At 36.0% G+C, this 20,043-nt stretch carries 18 protein-coding genes and 1 pseudogene; 1 reads left to right on the top strand and 18 read right to left on the bottom strand.

Annotation, left to right across the window (positions count from 1 at the left end; genetic code table 11):
- Positions 1 to 34: 34 nt before the first annotated feature.
- Genes ACQV2G_RS02760 through coaBC form a run of 3 tightly spaced genes read right to left on the bottom strand, consistent with a single transcriptional unit; the run spans position 35 to position 3,285 of the window.
- The gene (locus ACQV2G_RS02760; protein WP_428876087.1) at positions 35 to 1,318 is read right to left on the bottom strand and encodes an ABC transporter permease; all 1,284 of its coding nucleotides are present in this window, start codon (positions 1,316 to 1,318) and stop codon (positions 35 to 37) included.
- On the bottom strand, positions 1,311 to 2,051 hold the full coding sequence (locus ACQV2G_RS02755; protein WP_428874191.1) for an ABC transporter ATP-binding protein: 741 nt from the start codon (positions 2,049 to 2,051) through the stop codon (positions 1,311 to 1,313). Before ACQV2G_RS02755 ends, ACQV2G_RS02760 begins: the two co-directional genes overlap by 8 nt.
- A 10-nt stretch (positions 2,052 to 2,061) precedes the next feature.
- On the bottom strand, positions 2,062 to 3,285 hold the full coding sequence (gene coaBC / locus ACQV2G_RS02750) for a bifunctional phosphopantothenoylcysteine decarboxylase/phosphopantothenate--cysteine ligase CoaBC (RefSeq protein WP_428874190.1): 1,224 nt from the start codon (positions 3,283 to 3,285) through the stop codon (positions 2,062 to 2,064).
- A gap of 274 nt (positions 3,286 to 3,559) precedes the next feature.
- On the opposite strand from coaBC, the gene ACQV2G_RS02745 reads away from it, so the two are divergent.
- Positions 3,560 to 3,877, top strand: a complete 318-nt coding sequence (locus tag ACQV2G_RS02745) for a hypothetical protein (protein WP_428876086.1) — start codon at positions 3,560 to 3,562, stop codon at positions 3,875 to 3,877.
- Here ACQV2G_RS02745 and ACQV2G_RS02740 read toward each other — a convergent pair.
- The 15 genes and pseudogenes from ACQV2G_RS02740 to ACQV2G_RS02670 all read right to left on the bottom strand — a co-directional run bounded on the left by ACQV2G_RS02740 (position 3,874) and on the right by ACQV2G_RS02670 (position 20,038).
- Positions 3,874 to 4,410, bottom strand: a complete 537-nt coding sequence (locus ACQV2G_RS02740) for a TIGR01440 family protein (RefSeq protein ID WP_428875523.1) — start codon at positions 4,408 to 4,410, stop codon at positions 3,874 to 3,876. The genes ACQV2G_RS02745 and ACQV2G_RS02740 overlap by 4 nt on opposite strands.
- A 287-nt stretch (positions 4,411 to 4,697) precedes the next feature.
- Positions 4,698 to 5,894, bottom strand: a pseudogene (locus ACQV2G_RS02735) (IS1182 family transposase); the annotation flags it as partial.
- Between the two features lie 135 nt (positions 5,895 to 6,029).
- Positions 6,030 to 6,977: a substrate-binding domain-containing protein gene (locus ACQV2G_RS02730; RefSeq protein WP_428875492.1), complete on the bottom strand. Its 948-nt coding sequence runs from the start codon at positions 6,975 to 6,977 to the stop codon at positions 6,030 to 6,032.
- Positions 6,978 to 7,116: 139 nt separating this feature from the next.
- Entirely contained in the window at positions 7,117 to 7,776 is a 660-nt protein-coding gene (gene phoU, locus ACQV2G_RS02725) for a phosphate signaling complex protein PhoU (RefSeq protein ID WP_428874185.1), read from the bottom strand.
- Positions 7,777 to 7,796: 20 nt separating this feature from the next.
- Positions 7,797 to 8,558 carry a phosphate ABC transporter ATP-binding protein PstB gene (gene pstB, locus ACQV2G_RS02720; RefSeq protein ID WP_428874184.1) on the bottom strand — a complete coding sequence of 254 codons (762 nt, stop codon included), beginning with the start codon at positions 8,556 to 8,558 and terminating at the stop codon, positions 7,797 to 7,799.
- Between the two features lies 1 nt (position 8,559).
- Positions 8,560 to 9,375 (bottom strand): phosphate ABC transporter permease PstA, encoded by an 816-nt coding sequence (gene pstA / locus ACQV2G_RS02715; RefSeq protein WP_428874183.1) that lies wholly within the window; start codon positions 9,373 to 9,375, stop codon positions 8,560 to 8,562.
- On the bottom strand, positions 9,375 to 10,283 hold the full coding sequence (gene pstC / locus ACQV2G_RS02710) for a phosphate ABC transporter permease subunit PstC (RefSeq protein ID WP_428874182.1): 909 nt from the start codon (positions 10,281 to 10,283) through the stop codon (positions 9,375 to 9,377). The genes pstA and pstC overlap by 1 nt, the downstream gene beginning before the upstream one ends.
- A 177-nt stretch (positions 10,284 to 10,460) precedes the next feature.
- Positions 10,461 to 12,218 (bottom strand): two-component system histidine kinase PnpS, encoded by a 1,758-nt coding sequence (gene pnpS, locus ACQV2G_RS02705; protein WP_428874181.1) that lies wholly within the window; start codon positions 12,216 to 12,218, stop codon positions 10,461 to 10,463.
- Positions 12,215 to 12,982, bottom strand: a complete 768-nt coding sequence (locus ACQV2G_RS02700) for a response regulator transcription factor (protein WP_428874180.1) — start codon at positions 12,980 to 12,982, stop codon at positions 12,215 to 12,217. Before ACQV2G_RS02700 ends, pnpS begins: the two co-directional genes overlap by 4 nt.
- Positions 12,983 to 13,119: 137 nt before the next feature.
- Positions 13,120 to 14,004 (bottom strand): permease-like cell division protein FtsX, encoded by an 885-nt coding sequence (ftsX, locus tag ACQV2G_RS02695; RefSeq protein ID WP_428874179.1) that lies wholly within the window; start codon positions 14,002 to 14,004, stop codon positions 13,120 to 13,122.
- Positions 13,991 to 14,677, bottom strand: coding sequence for a cell division ATP-binding protein FtsE (ftsE, locus tag ACQV2G_RS02690; RefSeq protein WP_428874178.1), 687 nt, complete (start codon positions 14,675 to 14,677; stop codon positions 13,991 to 13,993). Before ftsE ends, ftsX begins: the two co-directional genes overlap by 14 nt.
- Before the next feature lie 42 nt (positions 14,678 to 14,719).
- A protein-coding gene (gene prfB, locus ACQV2G_RS02685) for a peptide chain release factor 2 (protein WP_428874177.1) occupies positions 14,720 to 15,830 on the bottom strand; the annotation gives its coding sequence in 2 pieces (ribosomal slippage) (positions 14,720 to 15,757 and positions 15,759 to 15,830; 1,110 coding nt in all).
- 77 nt (positions 15,831 to 15,907) lie between these two features.
- Positions 15,908 to 18,364 (bottom strand): preprotein translocase subunit SecA, encoded by a 2,457-nt coding sequence (gene secA, locus ACQV2G_RS02680; RefSeq protein WP_428874176.1) that lies wholly within the window; start codon positions 18,362 to 18,364, stop codon positions 15,908 to 15,910.
- Positions 18,365 to 18,588: 224 nt separating this feature from the next.
- The gene (gene hpf / locus ACQV2G_RS02675; RefSeq protein ID WP_428874175.1) at positions 18,589 to 19,161 is read right to left on the bottom strand and encodes a ribosome hibernation-promoting factor, HPF/YfiA family; all 573 of its coding nucleotides are present in this window, start codon (positions 19,159 to 19,161) and stop codon (positions 18,589 to 18,591) included.
- Between the two features lie 118 nt (positions 19,162 to 19,279).
- The gene (locus ACQV2G_RS02670; protein ID WP_428876085.1) at positions 19,280 to 20,038 is read right to left on the bottom strand and encodes a ComF family protein; all 759 of its coding nucleotides are present in this window, start codon (positions 20,036 to 20,038) and stop codon (positions 19,280 to 19,282) included.
- Positions 20,039 to 20,043: the final 5 nt, after the last annotated feature.

Below are 20,043 nucleotides of genomic sequence, written 5' to 3'. Positions count from 1 at the left end.
AATTCGTTTTCAATCAAAGAAATTCTTTCTTACTTTAAAGAGGCTTTCTTTTATCGGACTTCTTTTTTAATTTCTTTAGCCAAATAGGGACATAAAAGTGAATTATAGCTAAAATTAGTATTAACCAAGCACACGAAACCCACAGTAGTGTTAAGGATAAACCCACTTTAACTAGCATTCCTAAACAAAAAGCAAGCATCATCATTACCAAAATTGAAGCTAACATCCTCTGAAAAGCATTCTTTTTCAAATGTAAATCTTGAGTAGGATAAAGTAATTGAAAAGGCAAATTATTCCCTAGTAAGTAAATCGGCAAAATTTGAATAAGCGCGAGCCAAAAACCAATTCCCCCTATTAAGGTTAAAGCCAACCAATTATCAGGCAATAAGAAAATGATAATCAGAATAAACACTGTAATACGAAGCCATATACCTGAATAACCTTCATGTCGAGTAATCATTCGAGCAAAGAAATAGCTATATCGATTAGCCTTTTTCCCTTGAATCAAGTTCATCAAAGGATACAACCATTTCCGTTCCTTAATGGGAGTTTTTACTTGTGGAACATCTGCAAATAGAGAAATCAGCTTATAAAAACGCGATTTATTAGCATGAGACTGGTTAATAATGAACTCAAAATCGACAAGGTTTTTAGCTAATATACGATAACGCCAATATACAATCATTAAATATAGTCCGCTTACAACTAACATCATTAAAAATGGATAGAAATCGGGTAAATAAAAGCTTATCGTTATAAAAAATCCAGTAAAATAGTTGAGTGTTTTTACGGAATTTCTAGATAAAAAATTGTTATTTGGATAATAAAGATTTAGGTATTGATTGATCACAGCTAAAAATTTCAAAGTTGCATAAATAAAACAGAAGAAAACAGCATTATTTTGATTCCAATCACTCACAATTGAGATTAACGGATAGAAGAGAAAGCTAATTAAAAGAGCTAGGCTTACTTGAGAAAGCGAGGTGTAGATAAAAGCTTTTCGCCAATATTTAAACCAATCCTCGCCTCTAGGAAATAAATAGGATCGGTCAGCCTCATGATTTAACCATAAAGGGTGCCCGAAGTTTAAAATTACTGTAAGAAAAAAAGCTATCATCAAAGGAATCATCCATATGAAAGCAAAATAGGAACCTTGGTTTAATCTTTCAAGTAGATCTCTATAAGTCAAAGCTAGAAAACCCATCAGTACGAAAAGCACTATAGAGAAATGATCATTAAAAATTAATCGCCCATATTTCCCAACTTCCTTCAATAATTGATTAGCTCTTTTATTAAATAAATGATCCAAATTAATCATTAACTTCACCTGTCTTAGTCATGGTCATATAGATATCGTTTAAGTTCGCTTTTTGGAGGTTATAGATAGCCTGCAACTGGTTTAAGTCTCCTTGAGCTACAAGTTGACCTTTTTGAAGCAAAAGAAAAGAATCACATAAGTCCTCAGCAATCGCTAAAATGTGTGTTGTAAATATAATTGAGCGACCAGAAACTGCGCTCTTCTTCAATAAATCTGTGAATTGTTGAATAGCTAGCGGATCTAATCCTAAGAATGGTTCATCAATAATTAATAATTGAGCATCCGTAACTAGAGCACAAATAATCATTACTTTTTGCTTCATTCCTTTAGAAAAGTGAGTGGGGAACCACTCTAATTTTTTTTCTAGGCGAAATTTCTTTAAAAGAGGTTGGGCTCTTTGCATGACTGTTTTCATCGGAATTTGATACCCAAGAGCTGTCATTTCTAAGTGCTCCTTCAAAGTTAATTCTTCGTACAAAATAGGCGTTTCAGGAATATAAGCAATTTGACTAGCATACTTCTGGTGGTCTTCTGCAATTGAGATGCCGTCAATCAGCACTTGCCCTGACTGGTTAGGTAAAAGGCCTAAAATAGTTTTCAAGAGCGTTGATTTTCCTGCACCATTTAAACCAACTAATCCAACTATTTCGCCTGAGTGAATTTCAAAATTTACATTATTAATGACCGGAACATTGCGATAACCGCTTGTTAGATTTTCAACTACTAATTTCATTTATTCTCCTCTAATCTTTAATAATCGGATCATTTAGAATAATTTCCCAAACTTTTCTTGCTAGATCAATTTTTTCCATTTTAGGTAAGTTCACAACTTGCCCTTTTTCGTTTAAAAGAGTCACTTGATTGTTTTTTGAATTAAAACCAATGTCTTTCTGAGAAACATCATTCGCGATAATCCAATCTATTCTTTTTGACTTTAACTTTCTTTGAGCATATTCGATTAAATTTTGAGTCTCCGCAGCAAAGCCAACTAAAACTTGCTGCTTTTTATTTTGTCCTAATTCCGCTAAAATATCTGGGTTTTCGATAAGTTCCCACAGGATTTTCTCATTCTCTTGATCCTTTTTCTTAATTTTATGTTCAGCTTGATCCATCATTCTGAAGTCACTCACCGCAGCTGCCATAATAACGTAATCCGTTTGCGCATAGCGCTCATTGATTTCTTTTTGCATTTGAAGCGCTGATTCCACTAAAATCAAGTCCATATTATCCATCATTGGAAAATGATCTTTAGTGGAAATGAAAGAGACTTCTGCTCCCAAAAAACTCGCAATTTTAGCCATAGCATATCCCATCTTGCCGGAAGAATCATTGGAAATGTAGCGAACAGGATCGATTCTTTCTCTCGTTCCACCTGCTGTTACAATCACTTTTTTATTCTCTAATAATTGAGGGTAAAAATGTTTGGCTGCTATACTTTCAAGCTTTTCAACAATCTGAGTAATAGCTGGTAATCGCCCTTTGCCTTCATAACCTTCTGCCAAAAAGCCTGTATCCGGTTCTAACAAGTAGTAACCATCTTTCTTTAGACGTTTTAGGTTTCTTTGAGTGGCAGGATGCTGATACATGTTTGTGTTCATCGCCGGACATAAAAGACAAGGACAAGCAACAGCTAATAGTGTTGTAGAAGCTATTTCATCTGCTATGCCGTTGGATAATTTTCCAATAATATTAGCCGTTGCTGGGGCCACCACTACAAGATCACACCAATCAGCAAACTCAATGTGCTGAACGTGTTCAGTATCATTTTCACTAAAAGTATCTATCAAAACTTCATGGCGCGAAAGCACTTGTAGAGTTAGCGGAGTGATAAACTCACTTGCTGACTTTGTCATTATAACACGCACTATTGCCCCAGCTTTAACAAGTTGTCGCACTAATTCAGTCGCTTTATAGGCAGCAATTCCACCTGTGACAACGACACCAATTTTTTTCCTTAATAAAACCATTCTAGAGCTCCTATCTATTTTATAATCTAAAAACCTGTTAACTACTGTTCAAGTAACTATCTTTCCTTGTTAAACTATATAAAAAAATAAAGGAGATTCCTTTGTTACCTGAAATAAATTTAATTAATCTTGGTGAAAACAACTACTCTATTGAATTTACTTGCTTGTATAAACATCAACAAAAAGATGGTCGGCCCTTTTTAACGGATAGAGCACTCATGCAAAATGATAGCATGGCCTTCCCTTAACAGAAAAAATTGAGGTAAGCAATCATTTGCATTACACAGACCACATTAAAAATGAACAACAAGCAGAAATATTGGCCTTTGACAGCCCTCGTTTCTTCTCTTTTACTTGGAACGTGGGTTTCATTAAGATGGAATTGTCATCGACAAATCATTCAAAAACTTATCTCGCCTTTCAATATTGGGTGCTACTTATTACAGAACAATCGCATCACGAGCTTAGCGAATGGATTTTAAACTTAGAACTTTTAGAAGCTCTCTTGGACGATAAGGAAACCATTGATAAAAAGGGGCGTTACTATCAAATTGACCAGTATGTTAAGAAGATAATTAAGGACTACATTTAATAATTTGCGCGTTCTCCACCAATTAATTTTGGCCGCGATGATAGTCCATTTACCCTGGCAAACCCTAGTTGGTTGTGTTTAAAACGAACAGGAATTTGAACATGTTTTATATGCATACCGATATGTGTATCCCCAATATCTATACCTGCACTTGCTTGAACATGCTCTACCATGACTGGATCCTTGAATAACTGATAGGCCGCTACGGCTGCTCCTCCTCCCGCATGCAAAGCAGGGACTACTGAGACAATTTCTAAGCCATACTTTTTAGCAGCTTGACGTTCTATCACTAGACTGCGATTAATATGCTCACAGCCTTGAACCGCAAGAAAGAGTCCCATTTTGCTTGTAGTTTTGATTAAAGCATTGACTAATAGTTTCCCGTACTCTGGACGAGATGCCTTCCCAATTTTTCCACCTGCCATTTCAGATGTTGAGCAACCTAAAACAAAAATATCCTGAGAATCTACTTTCCCCTGGAATAAATCCTCTATTTCTCCCATTAGACGATCGATTTCTAACTCGATTTCCATAATTTTCACCTTCTTTGTTTTCTTTCATTTTACCACATATGATTGCAAATAAAAAAGCGCACCCAAGGTGCGCCCAGACTGAAGACAAACCCTTCTTTGAGGATGACTCATACAGGGTTTGTCTTTGTTTCTGCCCAAATTTCCTTAATAAATAAAAAAACGAAGCCTTTCTAGCTCCTCATTTCTAATATGTTTGCTAACTTTCTCATGTTCATACAAGCAAAAGTGAGCCCTGCTTTAAATTCCATCAAGGCTTTTCCAATTAAATGCGTCTATCGAAAGCCATGATGCTCCTTGGCAGTGCCAAATAATCTTTCTACTGATTCCTTACGTTCTTTATAAAGCTCTCGCATGCCATCTGAATGTCTTATATCTTCACATGTTTCAAGGGCTTCTTGCCAGACATGTCGGGTAATCACACGATTATTTTGATATTTCTTCTGGTCGTGACTCGAAGCTTTGTACTCTCGATAGCCTTTTCGATTGGTAGTTGTATAGCGATAGACCACATCGTTTTCATCTAAATAACAATCATAGTATTCGTCATAGATAATGTTTCTATTCTCCCGTTTACGTCTTGGCCGTGTATAAGGAAACACCGGTGTAATTTCTTGTTTGAATAGGAATTGAGCGATAGTAGGCGTTTTATATCCCGCGTCTGCAATGACATGCTTAGGGTTAAAAGGAATAATCTTTTCAAAGATTAAAGGAAAAGCTTGGGTATCGTGTGTATTTCCCGGATGGACACTATATCCTAAAACCCACCCATTACGATCACAGGCTGTTTGAATGTTATAGGCAAAAACTTGCATATGATCTCCTTTATGGAGCCATCCTGCCTCCGGATCATTAGGACTGATTGTTTGGGATTTTGTTAAGTGCTTCTTTTCGGTATTTTTTAGAGGCTTTTTACCGTGAAGCGCTCGGTCTTCTTGAACGGCTTCCATCATTTCCTCTGCCAACCATTTTGCTTGGACGATCACTTCTTCATTCGTATACTTTCGGCCATTGGCGCAAGCTTTAACATGGCTACCATCGATAAAAATATCCTTTGAATCCACCACGCCAGCCTCAACGCATTGCTTTAAAATTTGGGCAAATATTTGCTCGGCTAAACTTTGAGATTCGAAACGACGCTTATAATTTTTACCGAAGGTTGAAAAGTGTGGCACAGTATCCGTTAAAGAAAGCCCTAAAAACCATCGATAAGCAACATTCACTTCAATCTCTTGAATGGTTTGGCGCATACTTGGAATACCAAAGAGATATTGAATCATAGGGATTTTAATCAAAGTTATCGGGTCAATACTTGGTCGACCGTTATCTTGACAATAGACGTCCTCTACCAAGTCATAGATGAAATTAAAATCAATATGATGATCAATTTTCCGCAAAAGATGATTGGGAGGTACCAGTTCTTCAAGGGCATAAAATGCCATTTGATTACGTGCTTCAAAGGTTTTACTGTCAGCATTTTTTGACATCATACGAATCACCCGTTTTCTTTTTATTATACACAAAAAAGCCCTCTAATTCACTAAGAAGTAGTGGTTTAGAGGGCTTTGTCTTCAGTCTGAGCGCACCCAAGGTGCGCCTTGATTATTTACTTATTCACTTAATTATTTTACCGTATCTTCCCAAGTAGAAATTTCTCCTAAGAAGATTCCACGGATTGCTTCTAGAGTCATTTCTTCAGTAGGGTTTTCATTATTTACTACTACTGCGATACCATCGATAGCAATTGCGTCGTGTTTTAAAGCTTCCATTTCCTCATCTTTTAATTCACGAGAAGCCATACCTAAGTCAGCGGTATCATTCATTGCTGCTTCCATACCTGCAGATGAACCGTTTGAAGTAATATTAATTTCAACGTTTGGTTGGAATTCTTTATAGGCTTCAGCAAGTTTTTCCATTAAAGGAGATACAGAAGTTGATCCAACAACTTCAACAGTTCCTTCTAATTCTGCAGTTGCTTCATAAGGAGCTAGCTCACTTTCTACTTCTTCACTTTCTGCTGCTTCTTCTGATTCTACTTCTTCACTTTCTGCTTCTACAGTTTCATCTAACTCTTCGCCAGCAGGTGTTACGCTGATGTATCCTTCTTCTTCAACTACTGCTTGTCCTTCTTGAGAATGAATGAATGTTAAAAAGTCATTTGCAACTTCAGATAATTCTTTTTCTGCTGACCATGCAACATTAAATGGACGAGCGATTGGATAGTCTCCAGCTTTGATAGCTTCAGGAGTCGCTTCAGAACCATCAACTTTTAATGCTTTCACTGAATCATCAAGTGATCCTAATGAGATATATCCGATTGCTGAAGGGTCTCCAGCAACTGTTTGCATTACACCAGATGTTTGGTTTTGAACAGTAGCATTTTGCGTAGTTAGGTCGTTATCATCTTCATCAACAACACCGACAATTTCAACAAATGCGCCACGGGTACCTGAACCATCTTCACGACTAATTACATTAATTGGCCCTTCTTGAGCCATTGCTGGAACAACTACCGACAACCCTAAACCTGCTACAGCTACTAATAGTAAAGCTTTTAATGATTTTTTCATTAATTACATCTCCTTAAATTTTATCAAATCAGCAACACAACTACATTGCCAACATCGAACTCACTCAACGTTAGCACATTCATAGTATACATAAAATTTGTAAATTTAATGTAAATTTAGTGTTAAGTTTGAGTAAATACTAGTGATTTAAATCAACTATCTCTGCTTTTTTAAGATATACAATTCGCTCACAAATATTAGTGACATAGTCACCAATTCTTTCAATTGAATTCCCAATTGCTAGATAGTTAATTCCTGTATTAACAGACTCTCTATTCTTTTCCATTCGTAAAGCAGAGTCATTATAAAGTTGTTTAAGACAGGCATCAACTAATTCGTCACGGTCGGCAATCTCTTGTGCTTTTACCGCGTCTCTTTCCGAAAAAGCTTCTAGAACATCATTGATCATTTCAAAAACCATTTGAGCCATTTTATTTATTATTTCTGTTAAGGATTTAATTTTTTCTGTATCTTCATTAGTTCGATTAACATTTTTTGCTATTAAAACAGCATGGTCACCTATTCTTTCTAAGTCAACACTGATGCTCATTACTGTAAAAATCAAACGTAGATCTTCCGCCACGGGTTGTTGTAAGGCGATTAAACGATAAGCTTCTTTTTCAATCTCATTGGCTAATTGGTTAATTTCTTGATCTGCTTCTTTTAATTTTGAAGCTGCACTGGTGTCGTCATTATTGAATGCGTTAATAGCTAAATGCACATTTTCGATGACTGCTGTTGCTTGTTCTGATAACTTATTTGAAAAGTCTTCTAAATCCTTTGTGTAAATATTTCTCATGATTGACTCCTTTCAAGTGTCTATCCAAAGCGTCCAGAAATATAATCTTGCGTTTGATCATTAGCTGGATTCGAGAAGATTTTTTCGGTTTCATCGAATTCAACCACTACACCTTCATAGAAAAAGGCAGTTTTATCAGAAATACGTCCGGCCTGTTGCATATTGTGCGTAACGATAATTACGGTATATTTTTTCTTCAATTCACTCACTAAATCTTCGATTTTGTTTGTTGAAATAGGGTCCAAAGCAGAAGTCGGTTCATCCATTAGAATAACTTCAGGTTGGTTGGCAATTGCACGCGCAATACAAATTCTTTGCTGCTGACCACCAGATACGGCAGTAGCATTTTGATGAAGCTTATCTTTAACCTCGTTCCAAATAGCTGCCCCTTTTAAGGACTCTTCTACTATTTGATCTAATTGTGTTTTATCTTTGATACCGTGAGTTCTTGGTCCGTATGCAATATTGTCATAGATAGACTTTGGAAAAGGGTTGGGTTGTTGGAAAACCATTCCGACTCTTTTACGTAAATCATTAACATCCATCCGTTTATCGTAAATATCCATGCCATCCAAAGCAACTTTTCCATCCACTCGTGTACCCGGTGTCAAATCTTGCATTCTATTTAAAATTTTTAAGAAAGTAGACTTTCCACAACCAGAAGGTCCGATAAGGGCTGTTACCAAATTTTCTTCTATTTCCATATCAATATTTTTTAAGGCATGAAACTCACTGTAATAAAAGTCTAAATTTTGAACTGAGAATTTTGATCTGTTTGCCATTTTATTTTCCTCCTGAACCTAATCGAGCGCCTAAGAGTGTAGATAGCCAGTTGATAATTAAGACCAGCAATACCAAAACCGCTCCTGTTGCATAAGCTTCTTTAACGTGAAAACCTTCTGAAGATAAAACATACATATGTGTAGCCAATGTTCTACCCGAACTCAATAGGTTTTTAACCATACCTGAGGACGTACCCATCGTATAAATTAAGGCCGCCGACTCCCCTACAATACGGCCAATTGCTAAGATAATTCCGGATAAGATACCTGGCATAGCAACAGGAAGAACAACTGTAAATATCGTTCTTAATTTACCAGCACCCAGAGCTAAGGAACCCATCCTTAAAGAATTATTAACCGAAAGTAAAGCTTCTTCTGTTGAAGAAATAATGATTGGTAAAATCATAATGGATAACGTTAAAATGCCAGCAATGTGAGAATAGGTTTTAAAAATTACATTCACAAACAGTAACATCCCGAACAAACCATAAACAATTGAAGGAACCGCAGCCAGTGTATCGGTTGCTAACCGAATCCAATGTACATATCGATTTCCACGGTCTGCATACTCAACTAAATAAAAAGCTGAAAAGACTCCGATTGGAGCAGATATTAAAAGTGAACAGCCAATCATAATTAAGGTTGAAATAATAGCAGGCATCATCGATACATTGTTTGAATTGTATTCCCAGGCAAAAAGTTGAGTGTTCATAACCGGCAAGCCGTTCCAAAGAATGAAACCGATGATAAAGAGCAACATACCTATGGTAAAAAAGGCTGCTAGCCAAACAATAAAGCGAATGATTTTTGCGCTCATTAAGTTCTATCTCCTTTCGATTTAATCCACATGAAGGTACCGTTAATAATTAAGATAAAAACAAATAACATTGAGGCTGTCATAATTAGTGCGTGCTGGTGATCACCACTTGCATATCCCATTTCCAACACAATATTGGTAGTCAGTGTTCTTGTTCCTTCAAACAAGCTTTTAGCCAACCTTGGTTGATTTCCAGCAATTAAAACAACCGCCATTGTTTCACCAATCGCACGACCAATCCCTAAGATAATGGCAGATAGAATACCAGATTTAGCCGCTGGGACAATGACATTTAAAACAGATCGCTCATGAGTAGCGCCAAGACCCATTGAGGCATTATAATAGTGTCTCGGCACCGCTCGAATAGCTGCTTCTGAAAGTCCAATTACAGTCGGTAGAATCATTACACCTAATAAGACCGAAGCTGTCAGTATATTCATTCCATTATTAGCTGGTAAAAACTTTAATCCTCTGATGAATGGAACCATCATTTGAAGAGCAAAAAAACCATAAACGATTGAAGGAATGGCTGCCATTAAGTTAATTGCTGGCTTAAAGATTCTATATAAAAAATCTGGACAAAAATATGCCATAAAAATAGCCGTTAGAACTCCAATGGGAACTCCAACAACAATAGCGCCAACCGTAACATAAATAGACCCCATAATGAAAGGGAAAATACCATAAAGAGGCTCTTTCCAAGAAGGCTGCCACTGCTGACCTACAAAGGTTTTTAAGAAGCCATGCTTCATTAGAAAAGGAATTCCACCTTGGAATTTCCAAACTCCGTCATCAACTGTTCCACCTACAAAGATGAAATAGAAGATTAAAACAATTGATAAAATAGATAAGAATGCACAAAACATAAAGACATATTTCATGAATCTTTCTAGCACTTTGCCCTGCATTAAGACAACTCCTCCACAATTTACTTGACTACAATAACTCTTGCATTGATAGTACATTGTTATTGTACTTCACCTATGTAAATTCTTTGTAAATTTTCAGCAAATAATGTTACAAATATGTTACAAGACCCTGGGTGAAGGGCTTTCTTATAACATTCTTAACTGTAAGCGTCATCATTAATTAGGGAGAATTATCGTAAACGATGTCCCTACCCCCACTTGACTTTTTACCTCGATTTTACCACCCATCATTTTGACTAAATTGCGCACAATCGAAAGCCCAAGGCCTGTTCCACCTGAATTTCGACTGCGTGCTTTATCAACTCGGTAAAACCTTTCAAAAATTCGATCCATCTCTGTTTCGGGTATCCCTATTCCTGTATCAGCAACAGTTAATTCAATTTTTTTCTTTTTTTCTTTAATACTAATTGTTATTTGACTGCCTTCATCTGAATAGTTAATAGCATTGTCTAATAGATTGGTTAAAATTTGCTCAAAGCGATATTGGTCTGCTTTCAAAGCAATATTGTTATTAGAAATCAATTCGACTTTAATTGATTTTTGAGCAGTTTTTTGAGAAAGAAACTCGATCATATTTTCTGTTACTTTATCCACATAAAAGCTTGATCTAGGTAAATTGTTTTCACTTTTTTCAACACGAGATAACTCAAGAATATCTTCAATAATCATTTCCAGTCGATTACTTTCTTTGGCAATAATGTTAACAAATTTATTAGCTGCCTTCTTATCTTTTAGCGCTCCGTTTAAGAGTGTTTCTGCAAAACCTTTGATAGCAGTCACAGGTGTTCTTAGTTCATGTGAAGCGTTGGCTACAAATTCACTTCTTACCGTTTCTAAACGACGGATTTCAGTTATATCATAGAGTAATACCAAAAAAGACATTTCACTGGCTTGATATTCTTGATAGGAAAGGATATTGACATCCAAGAATTTTGATTTAGGTACATAAACTTCTACTTCTTCTTGTACAGGCAAATGTGTTTGCATCACTCGATTAATCAAACTGATTAATTGAAAAGATTTTAAAATTGCTTGGTAAGGACGCCCAATTACTGTTGGCGACAGTCCTAAAATTTTTCCTAAAGCTGGATTCATGAGATCAATCTTTCCTTGAGAGTCAATGACTAATACTCCAAGGTTGATATTCTCCAGTAATAAAGAGTATTGCTGTTGTCCAGAAATCAGATCATTGCGGTCTTCTCCTAAATACTTGACAATATCGGTAACTGATTGTCCTAATTGATTAACTTCGGGAATCGAATGTTCAAGGTATTCATAATGATAATCGGAATCTCTAACCTTTTCTATCCCTTGCCTTATTGATTGAATCGGACCCGTAGTTTTTAGCAAGGCTAATCGAATAGCTAAGAATATAAGGGAAAGCTGAACCATAATATAAATTGCTACCAGCTTCCAATATTCTTGCCATTTGAAAGAAAAGTAGTTCTTATCGACCGATTCAACCAACCAAACAGTTTGTTTGTTCCAATTTAATTTCTTACCAGCATAGATCCGTTGATCAGCTCTCCAGGAAATTATATTTTGACCTTTATTTTTAATAATCTTTTGATGAATGAGACTCAGACTGCTCTTTGTATTACCTTCTTTTGAATTTCTCCATAAAGTATTGGGTACTAAGCGATTTTTCGAATTATTTCTTTGAGAAATTAAAAAAACCTCGCGATCTTCACCACTAAAGATACTATCTAGGTCTTGATAATAATCTTCTATCCGACTTTGATCTTTAATGAATATGTAAGCTGAATGAGTTTGCACTTGATCTTGTAAAATCGTATAAATTGTCTGCTCAATTTGTCTGTAACCCAAATAAACTAAAGATAAAATACCTATCATAAATAGGACAATTCCTAGTCCCAATTGTCGGCGTCTTTGGCTCGGGTCTATCAGTTTCATGCTTGTGGTACCTCAAATTTATAACCAAACCCTCTTACCGTTTTAATATATTCAGGACTTTTTGTGTCACTTTCAATTTTTTCCCTTAAATGTGAAATATGGACATCGACGATACGCGTTTCACCCGCGTAGTCAAAATTCCATATGTTATTAAGCAGTTGATCACGACTAAGTATACGCCCTTTTCTAACTGCCATATAGAGTAAGAGTTCAAACTCTTTGGGCGTTAAATCAATTGATTTACCATCACATATCACTTCATAGCGGTCTGGAAATATTTCTAACTTACCGAGCCTTATCACATCATTTGAATTCTCAGATGCATTAGTAGGAACTTGTAGAGGTGTAATATCTACTGATTCTGTCTGACTTTCAACCTCTTTTACATTCTTTTCGCTACTTTGCATCCTACGCCCAATTGCCTTAATTCTGGCAATAACCTCCCTTGGGCTAAAAGGCTTGGTCATATAATCATCTGCTCCTAATTCTAAGCCAATAATCTTATCATATTCATCATCTTTGGCCGTCAACATTAAAATAGGTGTTTCAATTTTTTCTTGACGCACACGGCGACATACATCCATTCCATCCATTTTTGGAAGCATAATATCTAAAATGATAAAGTCAAACTTTTCTTTTTTAATCAATTTATAAGCGGTCTTACCGTCTTCTGCAGTGACCACATCAAAACCAGCTTGATTTAAATTGTATTCTAATAACATTAATATCGATTGTTCATCATCGACAACCAGCACTCTTTTCATAGCCAACCTCCTAGGATCTCTAAGTACTTTCTTATTCTATCAGACGCCTTCATCTATTAAAAGATATCTTCTAATCAATAGCTTTCACTACTATAAAAAGACCTCCCTTTAAAAGAATAGGGAAGTCTTTTAAATTTCTATTTAAAAAATTTGTTTACAGCTCTTTTTGCTGCTAAAACACCTAATAGATAGCCCAAAACCAGCAAAATACCAGATATATACAAGATATTAGGATAAATAGGCATGGCATACTCCGGATTAAAAGCCAGTAACTCTTGAGCCAGGCTAAGGATTGCTTGGTAGGAAAAATATAAAACAATACTGGCTATGGCAGCGCCTATAATTCCTACACTTCCCCCTTCAATAACGAAAGGTGCCTTTATATAAGATTTTTTTGCACCTACCAGCTCCATGATTTCAATTTCTCTTGAGCGCGACTGAATAGTTACTTTAATTGTGTTGGAGATAAGTAAGATAGCTATCAGAATAAAAATAGCTCCTAAAATAGCTATAGCATATCGCATAATTTCAATTGTTTGGATCAAGCTCTCAAGATTGACTGAACCAATATTAGCACTTTGAACCCATTTTAATTTTTGAACTTTTTTGGTTACTTGCTCTAATGAATTAGCTGAATTTACAGTGACTAAGTACATATTGTTAAGAGGATTTTGATCCATTAAAACATCAAAATCTTCTGTAATAACTTCTTGGTAAGACTCTAATTCTTCTTCTGCCGACCGATAGACAACTTTAACAACATTATCCATCGCTGCAATTTCATCACCAAGTTTTCTCTCATCAGCAACCTCTGCTAAAGGATCAATCATCACTCGTACTTGAATCTCATTTTCAATCGTTTCTGTCAATTGATTAATATTCAATACGAGAACAAAAAAGGTGCCTAATAAAAATAAAGTTAGACTCATAACTACGATTGATGCAGAAGTCAGCCAGCCATTTCGAAATAAATTTCTCATTCCGTCTCTAAAATGACGAATACGGGATCTAATCCATTTCATTTTTTACACCTCTTTTTATATCTCTTACCAATCTACCTTGGTGCATTTGTAAAATTCGGTGAGGGTGGGAGTTAACGATATTATCATTATGAGTTCCCATTAGAATAGTTACTCCAGAGCGATTAACTTTTTCTAAAGCTCGCATTATCAAAACTGCACTGGTTGGATCTAAATTACCCGTCGGTTCATCCGCCACAAGCACTTGAGGACGATTAGCTAAAGCTCTCGCTATGGAAACCCTTTGTTGCTCTCCACCTGACAACTCGTTCGGTAATTGATGCATTTTAGACTTTAAACCAACGATATCAAGAACTTCCAACACACGTTTTTTAATTTTCTTTTTACTCTCTCCTGTAACTTCTAATGCATAAGCAATGTTTTCAGCTACTGTAAATTGGTGTAAAAGTTTGAAATCTTGGAAAACTACACCAACTTGCCTTCGTAATAGGTGAACTTTCCTTTCAGCTAAGTCATGCGCTTTAAACTGATTAACAATCACTTGTCCGCTTGTAACTTTTTCTTGACGATTTAACAATTTCATCAGCGTAGACTTCCCCGAACCACTAGGTCCTACTAAATAAACAAATTCTCCCTTATTTATCTCGAGACTCACATCTTTAACAGCCCATATTCCATTACCATACTGTTTGCTCGCTTTAATTAGCTTAATCAACAATTTCACCTCACATACTAGTAATTCTTCACTCTTTATTACTTATTTTTCTTCTTGGATATTCCACCTTAAGTAAGCATCAATAAAAGGATTTAATTCTCCATCCATTACAGCGTCGATATTCCCCGTTTCATAATTCGTTCGATGGTCTTTTACCATTGAATAAGGGTGGAAAACATAGGACCTGATTTGTGAACCCCAGGCATTATCTTTTTGCTCACCTTTTATCGCTTGTAATTCAGCTTCTTTTTCTTCCACTTCTTTTTGATAAAGTTTTGCTTTCAAGAGGCTCATAGCTTGCTCTTTATTTTGAATTTGTGAACGATTGGATTGACTTTGAGTAACAATTCCTGTCGGAAGATGTGTAATTCGAACGGCAGAAGAAGTTTTGTTTATATGTTGTCCGCCAGCTCCTGAAGCTCTATAAGTATCGATACGTAAATCTTCAGGATTTACTTCTAGCTCAATCGAACCATCAATCATCGGAGTAACATCAATTGAACAAAAGGAAGTGTGTCTGCGCGCATTAGAATCGAAAGGCGATATCCGTATGAGACGATGAACCCCTTTTTCCGACTTCAGATGTCCATAAGTTTTATAGCCAGAAACCTCAAAAGTAGCGCTTTTAATGCCTGCTTCATCCCCATTTTGATAATCTATAAATGTTATCGCATAATGATTGTGACTCGCCCAGCGTTCATACATTCTCAACAACATTTCGCCCCAATCTTGGGATTCTGTCCCTCCCGCTCCTGGGTGAATTTCCATAATCGCATTGAGATGGTCATGATCTCCCGACAAAAGAAGAGATAGTTGATAATCATCAATTTGTTTATTGAGTAAGACCAGCTTTTCTTCTAGCTCTTTTTGTAATTCAGGATCTTGGCCTTCTTCAATAAGCTCTAGTCCAATCATTGCATCATCCAGTCCTTCTTCTAATTGATAAAAAGAGTTTTTTTCGAGTTTACATTTATTTAATTCTTGAATTAAAGATTGAGCAGCTTGATTATCGTCCCAAAAATCTTCCTTTAACATCTTCGATTCCATTTCAGCAACGTCTGCTTCCAATTTATCGATGTCAAAGGGACCCCCTTATTTTTTCAATATTAAGTTGGGCTGATTCTATTTGGTCCTTAATTTCATATATTTCCATCATATCACCTTACTTTTTAAAATTGACACAAAAGGTCCTTTGGAGTTAATCCGCAGGACCTTTGCTATTCTGTCATATTAGCCTTTTAATGTTTTTACACTTTGGTGTTTAGGCATTGAACTTGGTTTTACCCGAGGGCTTGTGGAATTAACTTGCTCCCTCTCCAAATTCTGACGAATTTGTGCCTTCATTATGAATCGAGTGATGTCATATTCAATTGCAGCAATCATTTCTTGGAAGCGATCAAAGCCTTCTGTTTGATATTCTGTTAGAGGGTTCGTTTGAGCGTATGCTCTTAGACCAACACCTTGACGTAAATGATCCATCGCATCAATATGGTCTGTCCATTTCGAATCAACCACACGCAAAATAATTACTTTTTCAAATTCTAAAACTTGTTCAGGACCATTTAGTAAAGCAATTTTCTCATCAAAAGCCGACACAGATTCATTATACAAATAATTTATTAATTCTTCTCTGCTCTTACGTTCTAAGTCTTTTATTGAGATTTTTTCTGGACTAAATAATGTATTGTGAACGAAGTCCAATAGACTGTCTAAATTCCAATCCTTTTCATCGTTTTCAGTAGCATAGGCCACTTCACGCTCGATGGTCCGTTTAATCATTGCTTTAATATGAGGTGTTAAGGTTTCTTCTTCATTAATCACCGCCAATCTTTGACCATAAATAACTTCTCTTTGCTCACGCATAACTTCATCGTACTCTAAAACACTCTTACGAGTATCGTAATTATTACCTTCCACTCTCTTTTGGGCTGATTCAACTTGACGAGATAACATCTTACTTTGAATAGCAAGATCTTCTCCTTCATTGTTGTCGTCTGTCATATTCAGTTTTTCCCAAACCTTTTGAATTCTGTCTGATCCGAAACGACGCATCAAATCATCTTCTAGTGATAAATAGAATTGTGATGCCCCGGGATCTCCTTGACGTCCTGCCCGTCCACGTAACTGGTTATCAATTCGACGTGATTCGTGACGTTCAGTTCCGATAACAGCGAGTCCGCCTACTTCTTTAACTCCTGATCCTAACTTAATGTCGGTTCCCCGTCCAGCCATATTGGTCGCAATGGTTACCGCACCTCTTTGACCGGCAGCCATAACAATTTCAGCTTCTTTAAAGTGATTTTTAGCATTCAAGACTTCATGAGGAATACCTTCTTTTGTTAATAATTTTGATAGGTACTCTGAAGTTTCTACAGCCACTGTCCCTACTAAAATAGGTTGCCCTTTAGCATGACGTTCTTTGATTTCTTCTACGACGGCAGCAAATTTAGCTTTTAAGTTTGGATAAAGCAAATCTGGGTGGTCTTTTCTAATAACTGGTCGATTGGTTGGGATTGAAACGACGTTAATATTGTAAATTTCTCTAAATTCTTCTTCTTCCGTCTTAGCCGTTCCCGTCATTCCAGATAATTTTTCATACATACGGAAGTAGTTTTGGAAAGTAATCGTTGCCATTGTCTTGGACTCATCTTGGATTTCAACATTTTCTTTTGCTTCAATCGCTTGGTGAAGTCCATCTGAATAACGACGACCGTCCATAATACGACCTGTAAATGGATCGACAATCTTAACTTCCTCTTCGTCTACCACATAGTCAATATCATGAATCATAATGTAATTTGCGCGTAAAGCTTGATCAATATGATGAACCAGTGATGAATTTTCAACATTATACAGGTTTTCTAAGCGAAAGATTTTTTCAGCCTTGTCAACTCCAATATCTGTTAAAACAATTGACTTAGAAGTCAAATCAATGGTGTAGTCTTCTTCTTCTTTCAATCCCTTAACAAAATAATCTGCCCGATTATAGAGGGCTGTCGATTTCTCACCTTGACCAGAAATAATCAACGGTGTACGAGCCTCATCAATTAAGATAGAGTCCACTTCGTCTACTACCGCAAAATATAATGGTCTTTGAACCATTTGAGACTTGTAAACAACCATATTATCTCTTAAATAGTCAAAACCTAATTCGTTATTTGTAGAATAAGTCACATCACAAGCATATGCTTCACGCTTTTGAGCAGCGTTCATTGAGTTTAGATTTAAGCCGACTGTTAAGCCTAAAAAGCGGAAAACTTCTCCCATTTCTTTAGAGTCACGAGTTGCTAAATAATCGTTAACAGTAACAACATGAACCCCTTTACCTGACAAAGCGTTTAAATAAACAGGCATTGTCTCTGTCAAAGTTTTACCTTCGCCGGTTTTCATTTCAGCAATATCACCCTTATGAATGACAAAGCCGCCTTGAATTTGGACACGATAGGCCAATAAGCCTAATACTCGATAAGCAGCTTCTCTTACAACAGCAAATGCCTCTACCTGAATATCATCTAAACTTTTTCCACTAGCTAATTTATCTTTTAAAATAGTAGTTTGGGCACGCAGTTCTTCATCAGTCATCGTGCGGTAATCTTCTTCTAAGTCGATTACCTGGTCAGCTAATTTTCCGGTTCTTCTCAATTCAGCATTATCATTTTCAATTAAATTTTTTAAAAAGTTGGCCATTAATATGCTCCTTTAATTCCCATAATCCTCATTTACCCATTCCATGAATAAATTTTCTCACTGTAACATTGTATCATTAAAAACTCGACTTTCAAACATTTTTATCTGCTAGTGTATTGTAAAAGTTTAATTCCTTCTGCTTTTTAACAATAAAAATGAAGAGCATTGATAAGCTCTTCATTTAACATTTGATATTCACTATATTCTAAGGATACAACTTAATCTTAATCCATTCTCGCTGTTTCAATTAATCCATATCGACCATCTTTACGGCGGTAAACGATATTAATTTCGTTTGTTTCTCCTTCTTTATATACGAAGAAGTCATGGCCTAGCATATTCATTTGTAAGACTGCTTCTTCTGAATCCATCGGTTTTAAAGCAATTCGCTTTGAACGAACTATTTGTAAATCGGGTTCGCTTTCATCTTCATGATTATTTACATTTGAAGCTTGTACCAAATCTGATGTAGTTATTCCTTCGAAGCCTTTTTCACGTGATTTGCGATTAATTTTAGTCTTATATTTCCGTACTTGTCGCTCTAATTTATCAACTACAAAATCAATACTCGCATATAAATCAGGTGTTGTCTCTTCAGCTCTGAGCACTAAGAAAGATAAAGGAATAGTTACTTCTGCCTTTGCTGTTTTATCAGGATAAACCCTCAAATTTACATAGGCAGTTGCATTCGGTACATCATTGAAAAAACGCTCAAGTTTTGAAACTTTCTTTTCGGCGTATTCTCGAATAGCTTGAGTAACCTCGATATTTTCTCCACGAACATTATAGTTAAACATAAATATCCCTCATTTCCTCTCTATTTGGTCTAAGGCTAATGAGCCATAAACCCAAAAGCTATTACTAGCTTAAAATTATTATAACACATGCCCACATCGATTGAAAGCGCTACACATTCTAAGCAAGTGATTGATTTCTTGCTAAAGTAATACTTTTTAAATCCATTTCTTCTTTAGCAATAGCTTCAAAATGTTGAACTATCTCTAATTTTGCTTGTATCATAGTTGCCCCTGTTGTATAAACATCATCAAAAATCATTAGACCTTTCTTTTCTTTTAATTTTTCTTTTTCTATATTTATCCAAGCAAATGGACGATTGAGTGTTAAACGATCTTTTCGACTTTTTGCTGCTTGTCTAATTTCATTTCCAATGTAATGGAAGGGACAACAATAAGGGATGTGGGCTATTTCTAATAAATATGCGGTCGGATGAAACAATCTCCTTTTCAAGCTTGATTCAGAGCTAGGTAAAATTAACCAAAGGTAGTTTGGATAGTGTTTATATGTTTTCTTTAAGACTTGCTTCATTACATTCGCCATCCGGCAATCTACATCATATTTATAACGAGTGATCCAATTTTTAAAACCAGCATTGTAGTCAAATAAGGCTTGGTTGTTTATTAGCTTTAGAGGATATTTTTGGCGCCAGCGATAACAATCTAGACAGTAATTCTCATCAGTATCTTTGATTCTATAAGTAGTTTGATAGTGGTTGCTACCATCTAATTTTCTTCCACAGGCTCTGCAACTTTCACTCTGATAATGATAAGGAACGAATGATTTTAAACAGTCTGAACACAATGGTTCAAATTCAATAGCTTGCCAGGAAAATAACTGTTGCCAACTTAAATCACGTTGGTAATTTTTCTGGCACATCAAAC

This window comes from Facklamia sp. P12955, assembly GCF_050409565.1.
Taxonomy (GTDB): Bacteria; Bacillota; Bacilli; order Lactobacillales; family Aerococcaceae; genus Facklamia.
Note: the sequence above shows the minus strand (reverse complement) of the source record. Positions and strands in the feature narration are given on the sequence as shown.